The organism is Bacillus sp. AK124, assembly GCF_053903085.1.
The window spans coordinates 143,493-158,838 of record NZ_CP096378.1 but is presented as its reverse complement, the minus strand read 5'-3'; the positions used below and the strand labels follow the sequence as shown (position 1 = coordinate 158,838).

Here is a 15,346-nt window from a genome sequence, read left to right as displayed (position 1 = left end):
CGCTACAGAGAAAAAAGCTGTCCTGTAAAGGACAGCCATTTTAAATATCACAAACTCTCGCCATTCGTTTCGATCACTTTTTTATACCAGTAAAAGCTTTTCTTTCTCGTTCTTGCAAACGTGCCGTTTCCTTCATTGTCACGGTCGACATAAATATAGCCGTAGCGTTTTTTCATTTCGGCGGTGGATGCGCTGACCAAGTCGATCGGGCCCCATGATGTGTAGCCGATTAAGTCGACGCCGTCTGCGATCGCTTCTCTTACTTCTTTTAAGTGATCGCGCAAATAGTTGATTCTGTAGTCATCTTGTATCGAACCGTCTTCTTCGACGACATCGACGGCGCCGAGCCCATTTTCAACAATGAAAAGCGGCTTTTGATAGCGGTCATACAATGCATTCAGCGTAATGCGGATTCCTTTAGGGTCGATCTGCCAGCCCCATTCGGACGATTCAAGGTACGGGTTTTTAACCCCTCCGAGCAAGTTGCCTCCCGTTTTTGCCAAATCTTCCGGATTCGTGCTCGCAACCATTGACATGTAGTAGCTGAAACCGATATAGTCGACTGTGTTTTCCTTCAGAATGTCTTCATCACCTTCAGCCATCTCAATCGCAATTCCATTTTCCTTAAAGAAGCGCTTCATATAGCCCGGATAAGCTCCGCGTGCCTGTACGTCCGAGAAAAACAGCGTTCTTCTCTCATTTTCCATCGCGGCGAGCACGTCTTCCGGTTTTGGCGTCATTGGGTATGTCGTCGTTGCGGCAATCATACAGCCGATTTTAGCGTCCGGAATAATATCCTTGCCTGCTTTTACCGCAAGGGCGCTTGCAACAAATAGATGATGCGCCGCTTGGTACATCGCATTTAACTGGTTTTCGCCTTCTTCAAATACAAGGCCACCGCCTGTAAACGGCGCATGCAGGACCATGTTGATTTCGTTGAACGTCATCCAATATTTCACTTTGTCTTTATAGCGGGTGAAAACCGTTTTCGCATAATGTTCATAGCACTCGATCACTTTCCGGTTTTTCCAGCCTCCGTATTTTTTAATTAAACCGAGCGGCATTTCATAGTGGGATATCGTCACGACTGGCTCAATATTGTATTTTAATAGCTCATCAAAGAGGCGATCGTAAAATTCGAGTCCCTCTTCATTCGGTTCACTTTCATCACCGTTAGGAAAAATCCGCGTCCAGGCAATCGATGTCCGAAACGCTTTAAATCCCATTTCGGCGAAAAGAGCGATATCTTCTTTGTAGCGGTGGTAAAAATCGATGCCTTCGTGATACAGGTTCAATGACTCCATCGACTCATCGAATGGATACATAACCCCGTTCGGCGACACATCAGCTGTCGAGAGCCCCTTTCCGCCGACATTATAGGCGCCTTCTACTTGGTTTGCGGCAACCGCTCCGCCCCATAAAAAACCATCAGGGAATTTTTTCGTTTGTTCAGTCATATCCTTTCACCTCATCCAAATTTGTCGAGCTTTCCTCTCTCTACGCCAGCGCGATCAGCGCTTCCTCAATGTCAACGCTTTCATCTGTTTTCAAAGACTTGATCGACTGGTACCGGTCCGTATTTGTGATGATAACCGGCGTGATTAACTGATAGCCTGCATCCTTAATCGCATCCATATCAAATGAGACAAGCTGGTCTCCCGGCTTTACAGCGTCTCCTTTATTGACATGCACGGTAAAGTGCTCACCGTTCAATTTCACCGTATCGATTCCGATATGGATAATAATTTCTGCCCCATTGTCGCTAGTGATGCCGAGGGCGTGCTTCGTTTGAAAAACGGTCGTGATCGTGCCTGATACAGGCGACACCACTTTGCCTTCTTCTGGCTCAATGGCAACACCTTTTCCCATGACTTCTCCTGAAAATGTCGCATCATCCACTTCACTCAATGCTTTGACTTCGCCTTTCAGCGGGCTTTGAATAATTTCACTACCGCCAGTCGTAGAAGAAGCAGCCGCCGGTTCATCGGCTTCATCTGACGGAATGTCTTCAAATCCCAATACAAAAGCAAACGCTGTAGCGGCAAAGAACGCGATGACGATCCCGATCATGGCCTGTATAAAAGTCGGACCGATAAACGTTGTAATTCCCGGCAAACCGACGTTTCCGCCAATAATATATGCTGCTACGCCGGTGATGCCGTAAAATGCACCTCCGACAGCGGCGCCGAGAAGCGCAGAAACAAACGGCTTTTTCAGCCTCATGTTGACACCGTACATCGCCGGCTCTGTAATCCCCATCAAAGCCGTGATGCTTGTCGTCAGCGACAATGATTTGAATTTCTTATTTCTGGATCGCAGGAAGACGGCAAATGACGCGCCAGCCTGCCCCATATTCGCCAAGAACATCGCAGGTATCAAATAATCGTAGCCGTTTTGCGTAATGTTGTTGAACATAACCGGAATGAAAGCATAGTGCATTCCTGTCATGACGATCAAAGAAAACGTTCCGGCTAAAAGGATCATCGTGATTAAACCGGCGTTTTCAAATAAACCGTTCACACCGATTGACAGATAGTTCCCTGCAATCGCACCGAGCGGACCGACTGTAATTAATGTGACAGGCACCACAATCAGCAGCGTCAGTGTCGGTACAAAAATCATCTTCAACGAAGTCGGGGTGACTCTGTCAATCCATTTCTCAACGTAAGATGCAATCCAAATCGCGAGCAGGATCGGAATGACTGTGGACGAATAAGTGGCAGCGGTTACAGGCAATCCGACAAAAGAAATGCTTTTCCCTGAACCGAGGAGCGCTGTCAGATCGGGATGCAGAATCGCCGCTCCGATCGCCGCCGCAACATAAGGATTGCTGCCGAATTTTCTCGCGGCGCTGACCGCCAGCAAAATCGGCAGGAAGTAAAATGCTCCGTCGCCGATAGCCGATAAAATGGTATGGACCTGGCTATTTTCACTCATCCAGCCGAACGTGACGGCGATAGCAATGATCCCCTTGATCATACCCGCTCCGGCAATCGCCGGGAGAATCGGCGTAAATACGCCTGATATCACATCAAAAATGGCGGACAGCACGTTTTTCTTTTTGCCGGCTTGCTGCTCGCCCGCTTTTTCATCGCTGAGCCCGCTGTTGGCAATGATCGCTTTGTACACCTTAGGGACATCATTTCCAATGATGATTTGAAACTGCTGGCCGCTGATGTTGGTGCCCATTACAGCCGGAAGACTTTCCAGTTTCGCGCGGTCTGCCTTCGCATTGTCATAAAGGTTGAAACGCAGTCTTGTCATGCAGTGAATCACGCTCTGTACGTTCTCTTCACCGCCCACGAGTTGTAAAATGTCCTTCGATACTTTATTATAATCCATATGAGTACCTCCTCTTTTGGGGGAATCTGCCGGACTGAAGGTGGCCGCCTTCACCCGGCTTTTTTATTGGCTTGGAACCGCAATGAATCCTCGGAATCTCACATCACCTCCTCATTTTGGGTATAAAAAAAACCTAAATTACGCCGGCTTGAATGGGACGATGTCCCAGAAAGCTGTACGCAACTTAGGTTTTGCCTGCAAAAGCAGTAACAATCCTTAAGAAACTTGCTGATATTAGTTTGTAACTATACTGTAGCACCTGTTTTTGTTCATGTCAACGCTTTCATTACAATTGTCTCATAAAAAATAGAATACACGCAAACTAGAAACTAAGACTTTATACCTTTATTTCTATGTTTTCTAGCTTTCGCCGCCTTTTTCATAAGCAATGCGGGGCTTCGCCTTGCTTTCCTTCGCGCTGCCGGCTGTGCAACTGCGTCTTTCGGTTCCTGCTGCTTATGAAGAATGAATCCGGCGGCCATGAACGGAATCCCTGATAAGTTTGTGAAAATGTTTTTAATGCCCATCGCTAAAATAAAAGAGCCCCATGGAGAAAACGGATCTTTTTTGATTTTCACGTAAGCGGTGATTTCCAAGGCAATAAAAATGACCGACTGTACTAAAATTACAATCAACAAGCTCAAAATGAACAAGAGAGCCAAATTAAACAACGTGCCTGAGTAGATCATCAACTTCAGCGCGGCCACGAAAGTCCCAGCCTCCATATATCCGTCCGTGACATTCGGATTCCAAACGGCATAAACGTCAAATTGATGTTTGAAATGAAAAAACAAAAATAATATAAACAACCAATATATGCTATGTAAACTAATGCCTAATAAAATGAGTCTGTTTGCTGTTTTGTTTTGCAATATTGTTCCTTCTTTCGTTTATGATTGAAGAGAATGAAACGTCTCTTCCTGCTTTGGCGGAAACGCCTTTATTTCGTTGCTGTCCAGGTCTTCCTGTAATATGCAAACCTTTTGAATCTGCCTGTTTTGATAATGGTGAAAATAGTAGCTGCACGTCTCGCTGCACATCACCGCCGTATATTGGGTGTAATCGTCTTCGCCATTGTCAGTTATGACAATCCCTTTGGGAATATTCATATGGGAGAGAATATGAAACGCGGCAGAAACGCCTTCTGTTTCGTTGGACACGGGCTTCATGTGCTCTTTCAAAACTGCCGCCCTGACAAAACGGGATGGCGGTGTAAAGTCTCCCGGCAATCCGGACAGCCCGGAACCTTGGCCAAAAGCCGACAGCGTCAGGTCTCCCATCTTTTTCGCGGCAAACTGTCCCGGCTGAAGACCGATATAATTGCGCAAATTGGTCAAATGCCAAGGAAAATCCGGACTGTTCGTCAGCACGCCGACCGGATTATCATGAATTTGAATGCCTCCGGATGCCGGTTCAACAACGATGCTCGCACCGGAGCGGTCCGTTAATAGCCAATGAAGCGGCGTCACCGTACTGAGCAAGCTGACCTCTCTCTCAACAATGTTTACGGAAACAGCCGCTTTTTTCACTTCCTCCAAATCGCCGCATTCCGACAGCACCCATGTCACAAATTCGTGCGGCGCAAGATTGCGGCATTGCTCTTTCGTCTCGCTTTCATACACAGCATAATCCGGGAAATAAAGCGCCGCGCAAGACAATCCTTTTTCATTCACACCATCGGCAAACAGCGCATTATTGAGCCTTCTGCCCATCCCGATAAACGCATACCGGCCGGCATGCTCGCTGCCGTCTGCTTCACTTTTCCATTTGTAGCGACGCGGATGCAACAGCACTTCCCCGTTAAGCTCAAAATCAAAATCCATCGTCCTCGCCAATAAATGCTCCCGACCCGCAGTCGTCAACGTGATACTTGTACACATTGCGTCTCATCCTTTTCGTTTGATATTACACTTCGTGAACAATTTATTTCCATGTTATCGAATTGGAAATGATTCGTCAAAATGAAAGGGATTAAGATAAAAATGACCTCCAGAACAGAGGTCATTTTTAATCACATCATTTACTCCCCCAAACCGCATCTCCCTCACGAGACAACGCACTAAACGTCATCACCTTCCGCTCAGAAGCTGCATCCCACTGGCGCAAAAATACGCCATCATATGTTTTTCCGTCGAGCTTGAGTTCGATTTTGTTGTCTCCCGTGTTCTTCCACGTCCCGGCCGCTGCGCCGGTTATTTTGCCGTTTTGATTTAAGTGGATTTCTTTCGATTCTTTAATATCTGCAGATATGTCTTTTCCATGACGCACCAATTCGTAGGCGCCAATCACATCTGACTTTTTCACCTTGTCGAGCTTCTCTCCGGCATAGCGGTGAGGGGCGGCAACCGGCCAGCCTTGTTTGTTCATCAACAGTTGGTGGACGCGGACTTCGTGCTCCTCGCCCCGTCCCGGGAAGCGGGTGTGGAAGATTAAATACGATTTGCCGCTTTTTTCATCGTAAAAGGCAGAGTTATGGCCCGGCGATACATAGCCGTTTTGATTGCTAAATGAGAAATTCCCCATCAGTTTGACACCGTACGGTTCGATTGAGCGATCGTCAAAAAACGTTCCTTCTTTGCCGCGGACGTCAATCATCGCATGGCCTTCTGCGTCATAATAAGGGCCGTCAGGGTTTTTTGAGCGGGCGACGCGAATGTTGTACCCGCCGTCAGCGGCAAGCCCTCCGAAGGACATGTACAGGTAGTAATACTGTGTTTCAGGATTGTAGAGAATGTATGCGCCTTCAATCCGGCTGTGATTGCCGCCGATCAGCTTTTTGCCGTACCCCTGTCCCGGAAGCGGAAGTCCGGTTTTCTTATCCATTTCTAAAATAAAAATTCCCCCGGAATAGGAGCCGTACACCATCCACAGCTTTCCTTTTTGATCAAAGAATGTATGCGGATCGACGACATTTGGGTGCTTTGTCGCGTCATAAGGCGTGCCGTCATTGCTGATCCCGTCCATTCCCGACTTCAGGAAAATGCCTTTATTTTTGTATGGGCCTTCAATGTCGTCCGCGACAGCAAGTCCGAGCGCAGATCTCGGAGAATCCCCGCGGCAGGCGTTGTAATACATATAAAACTTGCCGTCCTCAAGCTGGGTGACATCAGGCGCCCACAACGTATCAGTTTCAGCCCATTCAAAGGCCTCTTTTAATTCTTCATATACGTTCGGAATCAGAGGATTGCCATCGTGGACACTCGAGGAAATTTGCGTCCATTTCATGAGGTCCGTCGATTTGGCCGAAGCTAAATGGGAGCCGAAGACATAGTACGTGCCATTCGCTTTAATAATGGATGGATCGTGAACCGCCACTTCTGAAAATACAGGTTTTTGAGTTTGTGCAGAAGCTTGGTTTGGCGCGAAACATGCAGCCATGATGAAAAGCAATGCAAGGACTTGGATGAAACACTTTCTCATATTCATTTGTTCTCCTTTCTTTTGAAGCGCTTTCATTTTTTGACAATTCATCATATGCTGCTTATCCAAGGTTTATTACGAACAAAAAAGCTCCCGACAAAGTCGGCAGCCTAAGTTTATTTCCTCGCTTTATGCACTTTCAGCAATTTCCCTTTCACGGTTGTGTTTTTCATCGCTTCTAAGACGAGCGGTCCTTTGCCGTTTAAAATTTCAACGAATGAACCTTGCTCTTGTATCGTGATAATCCCAATATCCTCAGCGGAGACGCCGTCAATTTTAGCAATCGTCCCAACGAAATCAACAGCTCTCAGCTTCTTCTTTTTTCCCCCGTTAAAGTAGAGTCTCATAATTTCTTTATTTAACGATTCGCTCTTGTCCTGTTTAAGCTCAGGCTTCCTATTGATTTTCTTTTGAAATGCCGCTTTTGCCCGTGCAATTTCTTCTTTTGACGGCGCCTCAATAATAGGAATGGAAAAACCGATATAGTCTTCAATGTCAGCGATCATCCTTTTTTCACGCGGACTGGCAAGCGTAATCGCTTTTCCCCGGCTGCCGGCTCGGCCTGTTCTTCCGGTACGATGCACATAGCTTTCTTGATCTAATGGCAGCTCATAGTTGATGACATGTGTGATGTTCTCAATATCGATGCCCCTTGCCGCTACATCTGTCGCGATTAAATAGCGAAACGCTCCCCGTCTAAAGCGGTTCATCACGGCAAAACGTTCCTCCTGAGGCATGCCGCCGTGAATTTTCGCGCACGGATAACCCAAACCGGCTAAGCTCCGCTGCAACTCATTCACTTGCTCCTGTGTGCGGCAAAAGACGATGCAGCTGTCCGGATTCTCAACAATGAACAGATCCACTAAAAGCGAAAATGGATCATTTTCATTTACAATGATCAGTTGATGCTCGATATCTGCAGTTGTCGTACCGCCTGCTTGAATCTCGATTTTCAAAGGGTCTTTCATATATTGAAGGGATAGATGCTCTACATCCTCCGGAAAAGTTGCTGAAAACAGCATCGTCAGCCGTTCTTCAGGCAAATGGCGGATGATCGCTCCTACTTGATCGATAAATCCCATATTCAGCATTTCATCGGCCTCATCGATGACAAGGTATTTCAGTTTTTCTAATGGAAAGGTCCCTTTTTCAATGTGATCCAATACGCGTCCAGGTGTCCCGACAACGATATGGCATTTTTGCTTGAGCTCTGTTTTTTGCCGTTCAAAGGACGATTTCCCGTAAACAGCCGCTGCTTTTATTCTTTTATAGCGGCCGATGTTCGTCAAATCCTCCTTAACCTGAGCGGCAAGCTCGCGCGTCGGTGTCAAAACCAAAGCTTGTGGTTTGTTTTCTTCCCATTCGGTTAGCTCGCAAAGCGGAATTCCGAACGCGGCCGTCTTCCCGCTCCCCGTCCGCGATTTCACCACAACATCCCGCTTTTTAAGCGCCGCGGGAATCACTTCGCTTTGCACCGCAGTCGGCTGCTTATACCCTAAATGATCGAGCGCTTTCGTAATATCGCCGCTTAATGCATAGTCTGTAAAACTGGCTTTGCTCATGTATGAACTCCTTTTGGTCATATGATTTCCAGTGAATGATGGTGTTATGAATGTGATTATACGCGAATCATGACTGATTTCAAAAAGACATGAAAAAGAGGCTGTAATAGACACAGCCGCAAGAAACACCTACAATATCAATTGTTTTCAAAAATTAATCCGATCATAGTAAGCTCCCACAGCAAAGCAGCGATGAAAATGACGCCCATTAGACGCTGTAATACAAAAGGGAGGCGGGCTAAAACGATTTGGACTTCATAATTTAAAGAGGAAACCAGAATGGCTACATATCGAAAAAAGTCGGTGACTAGCCCATTTGATTCATCATATACATTGGTTTCATATAGCTTAATGATTAATGTTGGTACAAACAAAGAAACAAATGCAAACACCATGTTGATTGTTAAATATATGATAAGCGCAGAATTCGGATACGGTATATCCCCTGACATCGCAAATCCAAAAAATAAACTAAAAATAGAAAAAACAAATATACCTATTGGGATATTGGTCTTTCTTATAGCCCTTGAAGGAGGGCGCGTAACTGTCTTTTTTGTTTGAAAACCATATACCAACGAAAGTAAAATGATAAACAGCTCGGCAGTGAAAACAAACATAAAGAACATAACATTGGCGTCTTTTTCCCAATAAGGTTTATTCAACAACAATAAAGCAGTTAACAACAAAAGAATAAAATTGCTTCTCAGCCAAAGGAATCGGCTTTTTTCAAAAGAGAATTTAAACAGAAATCCCTTGTCCTCTAAATCAAAAAATTCATTCATTGTATCCACTATTTTCTCAAAATATTCATTTACAGCAACAGGCTGAAGATAAAGTGAACCGTTTTTTTTAATATTTTCATAACCTAAATGCCAAATGAAATTATCGTTTCTTAATAAAAACACAACTTGATCTAATCTCGACTGTCTTGTAATCGAGTCACTTTCAAAAAACGAAATATTATCCAGCTCTTGATCATTTGCCAAAAAGTCAAAAGAAAATTGGCTACTAGTCGGATGTGTTTTCGGATCTTCCGCCATTCTCTTGATGACTTCAGCTTCCATCTTATGAAACTCATCAAACGAATCTTCATCCATTTGAAATATGTCACACTCTGGTTTTTTATTACTATATGAATGATAAAATGTTTTCAACATTTCTAAAAACGGCTCTCTGCTTTTTAAAATTGAGATGCTATGATTTTGTTTCTCGATTTCTTCTACAACCATTTCATCTTTTTGGACATGATGAATGATCATCTCCTTTTTTCGATGAGTACAACGAACTTTTCGTTTTGATTGTACAAGGAGATGAATTATGCTTTCTAATCCTTCTTTCAAGTTGGATTCTGTATCATCATCCCAATGTCCTTTTTGCTTTAAAAGGTTTTCGGCGTGAATAGAGAATGGTTCAATGTCTTTTTCATCTCGAATCAGCTGCTGTTCATGAATAATGTCCTCAGCAGCTTTTTCATATCTGCATAATAGCAATGCAGCAACGAGTTCTTGTGTTGTTAAAGTAATTTTAGAATCTAACATTGATCTCCCTTTTGGATCGGGTTCACCTCGTTTTTCAGAAAATAAACGTCTGCACGTTACTATTCGCTTATTCCACAGTATTTCGGTTAGGTATATTGTTGCTCTCCGATTGAATCCAACGTTCTTATAAATCAGACCTTTTTCATATTACAATATCATCCAAAATAGGTAAATAGGATAATGGACTTGGTTTTTTTGGATTTTCTTGAATTGATCCATTCAAGCTTCTCACAATGTTCTTTGAAATAGCATCAGGTGCTTAGTTCAAATGACCTTCTTCAAATCTTGCCATTAAACAAACAGCACACACCCAAGGTTTTCTCAAAATATCCGTTTTTAAAAACCGCCGGATTTTCCGGCGGTTCTCTTTTAACTGCTCCATTTCTTGAATTTTTTGAAATATATACAAAAGGAAATGATTCCGCCAATTATGCCTGTCAAAATTGCCAATATGAATGAAATAAACAACAAACCCAAATACCCCCATCCCAGCGCTTCATCCTGGGAAGGTTCGCCCGTCACAAAAGATTGCATGTAAAAATGCGACAGTATGGCATATAGGATAAATGAGCATATACCTATAAGGATAAAGATTAAAACACTAATACCAGAAGATACCAGAATACGTTTGGCCACGTTTAAAAAAACCTCCTATTTATCTATACCTTTCCGTCCATGTAAAAAGATGACACCTAAGACGTATTCATGCTACAAGAAAGATTAAAATAGGTAAATGAGAAAAAAGGCCCATAAAAACAGCACACACCCAAGGGTATGTGCTGTTTCTGCATGCTCTTCTATTCCGTAATCACCGTATGCACGAGCTTCGGCGCTTCGGCTTTTTCAGCGATTTGAATGTTGTCGTAGACTTTCGCGATGACGTCATCGACATTTTCGCGGTTTGCGTATAGGGTAACCAATGGTTCGCCTTTTTCGACTGCGTCGCCGACTTTTTTGCGAAGCATGATACCGACGGCGAGGTCGATTTTGTCTTCTTTTGTTGCGCGGCCGGCGCCCAGCAGCATGGCCGCGACGCCGATTTGATCGGCGACGATTTCAGACACGACGCCCGCTTCTTTGGCAGGAATGTCGATTTTGTAGGCAGCCTGAGGCAGCTTTTCAGGGTTATCCGCGACAGAACTGTCGCCGCCTTGGTTCTGAAGGAAATCCTTGAATTTTTGCAGCGCTTTTCCGTTTTTCATTACATCGATCAGTTTCTCTCTTGCTTCGTCAAGGGTCTCTGCCTTTTTGGCAAGAACGACCATTTGGCTGCCCAATGTTAAGACAAGCTCAGTCAAGTCTTCCGGACCTTCCCCTTTTAATGTATCGATCGCCTCTTTCACCTCAAGGGCATTTCCGATGGCAAACCCCAGCGGCTGGGACATGTCAGAGATGACAGCCATCGTTTGGCGGCCGACATTGTTTCCGATGCGGACCATCGCTTTTGCAAGGTTGACGGCGTCTTCATCCGTTTTCATAAAGGCGCCGGCGCCTGTTTTGACGTCAAGGACAATCGCGTCCGCCCCCGCGGCGATTTTCTTGCTCATAATCGAGCTGGCAATCAGCGGGATCGAATTGACCGTGCCTGTCACATCGCGAAGGGCGTACAGTTTTTTGTCAGCTGGCGTCAAGTTTCCGCTTTGGCCGATGACGGCAACCTTGTCGCGGTTGACAAGTTCGATGAATTCGTCTTTAGAAAGTTCCACGTGAAACCCTTTGATCGCTTCGAGCTTGTCAATTGTTCCCCCTGTGTGTCCAAGGCCGCGGCCCGACATTTTGGCGACCGGGACGTCGAGAGCCGCAACAAGCGGTGCAAGTACGAGCGTCGTCGTGTCGCCGACGCCTCCTGTTGAGTGTTTGTCGACTTTGATGCCTTCAATCGCGGAAAGATCGATCGTTTCGCCTGAGTTGACCATCGCCATCGTGAGATCGGCCCGTTCTCTGTCCGTCATGTCCTGAAAATAGATGGCCATCGCCAGAGCGCTCGCCTGATAGTCAGGAATGCTGCCGTCTGTGTAGCCTTTAATGAAAAATTGAATTTCTTCTGTTGTCAATTCTTCTCCATTTTGTTTTTTAGTGATGATATCAACCATTCTCATTGTGATCACCAGTCCTTTTTTCAATGTTTATCAATAGATCAATCCTACAACGGTCGCTGTCAAGAAACTGACGAGCGTTGCGCCATACAGCAATTTCAAGCCAAAGCGTGCGACGACGTTTCCTTGTTTCTCATTCAGTCCTTTAACAGCGCCGGCGATAATTCCGATCGATGAGAAATTGGCAAATGAGACGAGGAAGACAGAAACAATCGCTTCGGTGCGGCCGCTGAAATGGAAGCTGCCTTGTGCGAGAGACTGCATCGCGACAAATTCATTTGAGACCATCTTGGTTGCCATGATACTTCCAGCATTCACCGCTTCATGCCATGGAATACCCATCAGGAAGGCAAACGGCGCAAAAATAAATCCGAGCAGTTCCTGGAATGATATGCCTAGTGCGGCGCTGAAAATGCCGTTAATCATTGCGATGATCGCGACAAATCCGATCAGCATAGCGGCCACGACGACGGCGACTTTAAAGCCGTCCATAATATATTCGCCCAGCATTTCAAAGAAGGATTGTTTTTCCTCTTCCTGTACCTCTACCATATCATGTTCTCGATCGACTTCATAAGGATTGATAATCGAAGCAATAATAAATCCGCCGAATAAGTTCAATACGAGCGCGGTGACAACGTATTCTGGCTTCAGCATCGTCATATAGGCGCCGACGATAGACATCGAGACGGTTGACATCGCTGAAGCGCACAGCGTGTAAAGTCTGTGCTTAGGCAGCAGCCCCAGCTGCTTTTTTAACGAAATGAATACTTCAGATTGCCCCAGTATCGCCGAGGCCACGGCATTGTATGACTCAAGTTTGCCCATCCCGTTGATTTTGCTAAGCGCAAGACCAATATATTTTATAATAAACGGAAGGATTCTCCAATATTGCAAAATACCGATTAAAGCAGAGATAAAAACAATCGGGAGCAGCACGCTGATGAAGAATGTGGATTCATTCACATTCACCAGCCCGCCAAAGACAAAATTTACACCTTCTGCGGCATATTCAAGCAAATACCCGAAGCCTTTGGCAAACCCGCCGACGAGATAGTTTCCGACGCCCGTGTTCAGCAAAACATATCCCAATGCAAATTGCAGCACGATCATGACGATAACCGGACGGTACTTCACTCTTTTTTTTCCGCTGCTGACCAGCCATGCAAGCCCTAAGACGACAAATAAACCGATGAGCCCGATAAGATATTTCATGTTTTGATCCTCCTGGGGATGTATTCGCTTACATTTTTGTATCTGTGCGCAGGAAGCTTTCGCTTCCCGCCGCACTGGATCTTAGTAGTTATCTTCATTTTTTCCTTCTGCTCCGCTGACGATGGAAACGCCTGCGCTTGCACCGATCCGGGTCGCTCCGGCTGAGATCATGCTTTCAACGTCCTCTTTTGTTCGAATGCCTCCGGATGCTTTGACACCGATGTCGGGTCCGACTGTTTTCCGCATGAGGGCGATATCTTCCGCTGTCGCTCCGCCGGTTGAGAACCCGGTTGAAGTTTTGACAAAGTCGGCACCGGCAGCAACAGCCAAGCGGCAAGCCCGCTCTTTTTCCTCGTCTGTCAACAGACACGTTTCAATGATGACTTTAACAAGCGCTTTACCTTTTGCGGCTTCAACGACTCCGCGGATGTCCGCCTCGACAAAGTCATCGTCTCCGTCTTTTAAAGCGGCGATGTTGATGACCATGTCCACCTCTGTCGCGCCTTTTGCGATCGCGTCTTTCGTTTCAAACGCTTTTGTTTCTGTCGTGTTGGCGCCCAGCGGAAAACCGATGACTGTGCAAACATCGATTTCCGTTCCTTTCAGCTCTTTGGCGGCAAATTCAACCCATGTCGGGTTGACGCAAACTGAAGCGAATTGGTGTGTTTTCGCTTCTTCTATTAATTTTTCAATCTCGGATTTTTGTGTATGCGGTTTCAATGCTGTATGATCAATGAGATTTGCAATCGTCATATACTAGCACTTCCTTTGTATAAGATAGTTTCAGCATAACCGATTTTTGAACAAATGTAAATTACCATATGAAATTTTGTTCAATAGAAAATAAAGTAAAATCCAGGCTGTTCTTCCTGGACACTTTAATCATCTAGCAGTTCTTTCGCCGTATGCTGATCAATAATCAGCACATTGGCATATTTGCCTTTTAGTGCACCATGAATAGCGGCTTTTTTCCGGCTGCCGCCCGCTACGAGAATCGACCGTTCTTTTTCCCTCAAGTCAGCCAATTCAATGCCGATCGTCCGCGAGTCGATAGCATGGCTGCAAATGTTTCCCTCCGCATCAAAAAAGCGCGAACAAATATCGCCGACTCCACGTTCTTTCAAAAGGGCTTTTTCCTCTTCATGAAAATAACCCAGCCTGAACAGCAGGGCTTCATCACGGACTGTGCCGACTGTAAATAACGCAATGTTCGCCTGTTTGCCCATTTCTATGATCCGCTTAATGTGCCTGTCCCGCTCTACCATCTGTTTGACTTCCGGATTGTCAAACACGACCGGAAGCGGCAAATACCTCGGCATCGTTTGAAAGGCTTCGGCAAACAGCTGAATCGTTTCAGACGAATAGGTGTTGACACTTGAGTGGCTGATTCCGCCTTTCAGTTGTACGACCTCTGCGCCCTTCACCTGTTTGGGCTGCATATTTTGGGCGATTTGGTACATTGTCGTTCCCCAGCTGACGCCGACAATGTCGCCGTCCTTGACTGCGCCGTGCATGTATTCGGCTCCGAAGCGGCTGAGATAATGCGTGATGGTCGTATAATCCGCGGTCGGCGAAAAAACAACATGTGCTTCCATGAGCCCGTATTTTTCCTCAAGCATCGCACCGAGCGCATCCATATCTTCAAACGGATCCATGACGCGGATTTGGACATACCCCTTTTCCTTGGCGAACTGCAGCAGCCTTGATACCGTCGGTCTTGAAATCTGCAGCTGTTCGGCGATTTGCTGCTGGCTGTAGTCAGACTGATAATAGAGCCTCGCAGCTTCAATGCTCAATTGCTGTTTTTCCTTGTCCATCACGTTCCTCCCCTTTAGTAACGCTTTAACCCATATTATATAGGTTCATGCTCCTTCTCATCCAGCTGAATTGCAAAAAGACGGCCAGTATGCCGGCCCATGCGCCACTACATGTGTTCATATCATATCTTTATCCTTTATATATACATCTTTTTCTGCTGTCAGTTCTTCAGCTGCGCTTGTCCGCCGGTAAAACACGGTTTCATCTCATAGCTGAATCAATACCTCACCAAGATTTTTTCTGGTTGCTCTGGTCTCACACAGGCTATCCATTCACGTCCTCCGTTTATTTCTTTTGGTATTTTTTTATGAAAATCAATACGAAAATCCTTCTATTGATGGAAAAACATTTTATT

The 15,346-nt window shown here is 45.5% G+C and carries 12 protein-coding genes; all 12 read right to left on the bottom strand.

Annotated features, from left to right (window positions below; genetic code table 11):
- Window positions 1-47 precede the first annotated feature (47 nt).
- Entirely contained in the window at window positions 48-1,457 is a 1,410-nt protein-coding gene (locus tag M1E06_RS00765) for a glycoside hydrolase family 1 protein (RefSeq protein WP_020453511.1), read from the bottom strand.
- Between the two features lie 40 nt (window positions 1,458-1,497).
- A complete protein-coding gene (locus tag M1E06_RS00760) occupies window positions 1,498-3,342 on the bottom strand; it encodes a beta-glucoside-specific PTS transporter subunit IIABC (protein WP_020453512.1) in 1,845 nt (614 codons plus the stop codon).
- A gap of 329 nt (window positions 3,343-3,671) precedes the next feature.
- Window positions 3,672-4,214 carry a hypothetical protein gene (locus M1E06_RS00755; RefSeq protein WP_025810552.1) on the bottom strand — a complete coding sequence of 181 codons (543 nt, stop codon included), beginning with the start codon at window positions 4,212-4,214 and terminating at the stop codon, window positions 3,672-3,674.
- 18 nt (window positions 4,215-4,232) lie between these two features.
- Window positions 4,233-5,222, bottom strand: a complete 990-nt coding sequence (locus tag M1E06_RS00750) for a choloylglycine hydrolase family protein (RefSeq protein ID WP_123032421.1) — start codon at window positions 5,220-5,222, stop codon at window positions 4,233-4,235.
- A gap of 136 nt (window positions 5,223-5,358) precedes the next feature.
- The gene (locus M1E06_RS00745) at window positions 5,359-6,768 is read right to left on the bottom strand and encodes a glycoside hydrolase family 43 protein (protein ID WP_043054613.1); all 1,410 of its coding nucleotides are present in this window, start codon (window positions 6,766-6,768) and stop codon (window positions 5,359-5,361) included.
- Between the two features lie 110 nt (window positions 6,769-6,878).
- Complete coding sequence (locus tag M1E06_RS00740; RefSeq protein ID WP_096748411.1) at window positions 6,879-8,324, bottom strand: DEAD/DEAH box helicase; 1,446 nt, start codon at window positions 8,322-8,324, stop codon at window positions 6,879-6,881.
- 137 nt (window positions 8,325-8,461) lie between these two features.
- Window positions 8,462-9,862 carry a hypothetical protein gene (locus M1E06_RS00735; RefSeq protein ID WP_223254881.1) on the bottom strand — a complete coding sequence of 467 codons (1,401 nt, stop codon included), beginning with the start codon at window positions 9,860-9,862 and terminating at the stop codon, window positions 8,462-8,464.
- 369 nt (window positions 9,863-10,231) lie between these two features.
- Window positions 10,232-10,498, bottom strand: a complete 267-nt coding sequence (locus tag M1E06_RS00730; protein ID WP_026580364.1) for a hypothetical protein — start codon at window positions 10,496-10,498, stop codon at window positions 10,232-10,234.
- Window positions 10,499-10,659: 161 nt separating this feature from the next.
- Window positions 10,660-11,961, bottom strand: coding sequence for a pyrimidine-nucleoside phosphorylase (locus M1E06_RS00725; RefSeq protein ID WP_020453524.1), 1,302 nt, complete (start codon window positions 11,959-11,961; stop codon window positions 10,660-10,662).
- 30 nt (window positions 11,962-11,991) lie between these two features.
- Entirely contained in the window at window positions 11,992-13,173 is a 1,182-nt protein-coding gene (locus M1E06_RS00720) for a NupC/NupG family nucleoside CNT transporter (protein ID WP_020453525.1), read from the bottom strand.
- Between the two features lie 81 nt (window positions 13,174-13,254).
- Window positions 13,255-13,926 carry a deoxyribose-phosphate aldolase gene (gene deoC, locus M1E06_RS00715; protein WP_020453526.1) on the bottom strand — a complete coding sequence of 224 codons (672 nt, stop codon included), beginning with the start codon at window positions 13,924-13,926 and terminating at the stop codon, window positions 13,255-13,257.
- Window positions 13,927-14,051: 125 nt separating this feature from the next.
- The gene (locus M1E06_RS00710; RefSeq protein WP_020453527.1) at window positions 14,052-14,990 is read right to left on the bottom strand and encodes a sugar-binding transcriptional regulator; all 939 of its coding nucleotides are present in this window, start codon (window positions 14,988-14,990) and stop codon (window positions 14,052-14,054) included.
- Window positions 14,991-15,346 lie beyond the last annotated feature (356 nt).

Coding starts and splice junctions, on each gene's coding strand:
- M1E06_RS00765 (WP_020453511.1), bottom strand. CDS start 1,457: ATGACTGAACAAACGAAAAAATTCCCTGATGGTTTTTTATGGGGCGGA.
- M1E06_RS00760 (WP_020453512.1), bottom strand. CDS start 3,342: ATGGATTATAATAAAGTATCGAAGGACATTTTACAACTCGTGGGCGGT.
- M1E06_RS00750 (WP_123032421.1), bottom strand. CDS start 5,222: ATGTGTACAAGTATCACGTTGACGACTGCGGGTCGGGAGCATTTATTG.
- M1E06_RS00745 (WP_043054613.1), bottom strand. CDS start 6,768: ATGAATATGAGAAAGTGTTTCATCCAAGTCCTTGCATTGCTTTTCATC.
- M1E06_RS00740 (WP_096748411.1), bottom strand. CDS start 8,324: ATGAGCAAAGCCAGTTTTACAGACTATGCATTAAGCGGCGATATTACG.
- M1E06_RS00735 (WP_223254881.1), bottom strand. CDS start 9,862: ATGTTAGATTCTAAAATTACTTTAACAACACAAGAACTCGTTGCTGCA.
- M1E06_RS00725 (WP_020453524.1), bottom strand. CDS start 11,961: ATGAGAATGGTTGATATCATCACTAAAAAACAAAATGGAGAAGAATTG.
- M1E06_RS00720 (WP_020453525.1), bottom strand. CDS start 13,173: ATGAAATATCTTATCGGGCTCATCGGTTTATTTGTCGTCTTAGGGCTT.
- deoC (WP_020453526.1), bottom strand. CDS start 13,926: ATGACGATTGCAAATCTCATTGATCATACAGCATTGAAACCGCATACA.
- M1E06_RS00710 (WP_020453527.1), bottom strand. CDS start 14,990: ATGGACAAGGAAAAACAGCAATTGAGCATTGAAGCTGCGAGGCTCTAT.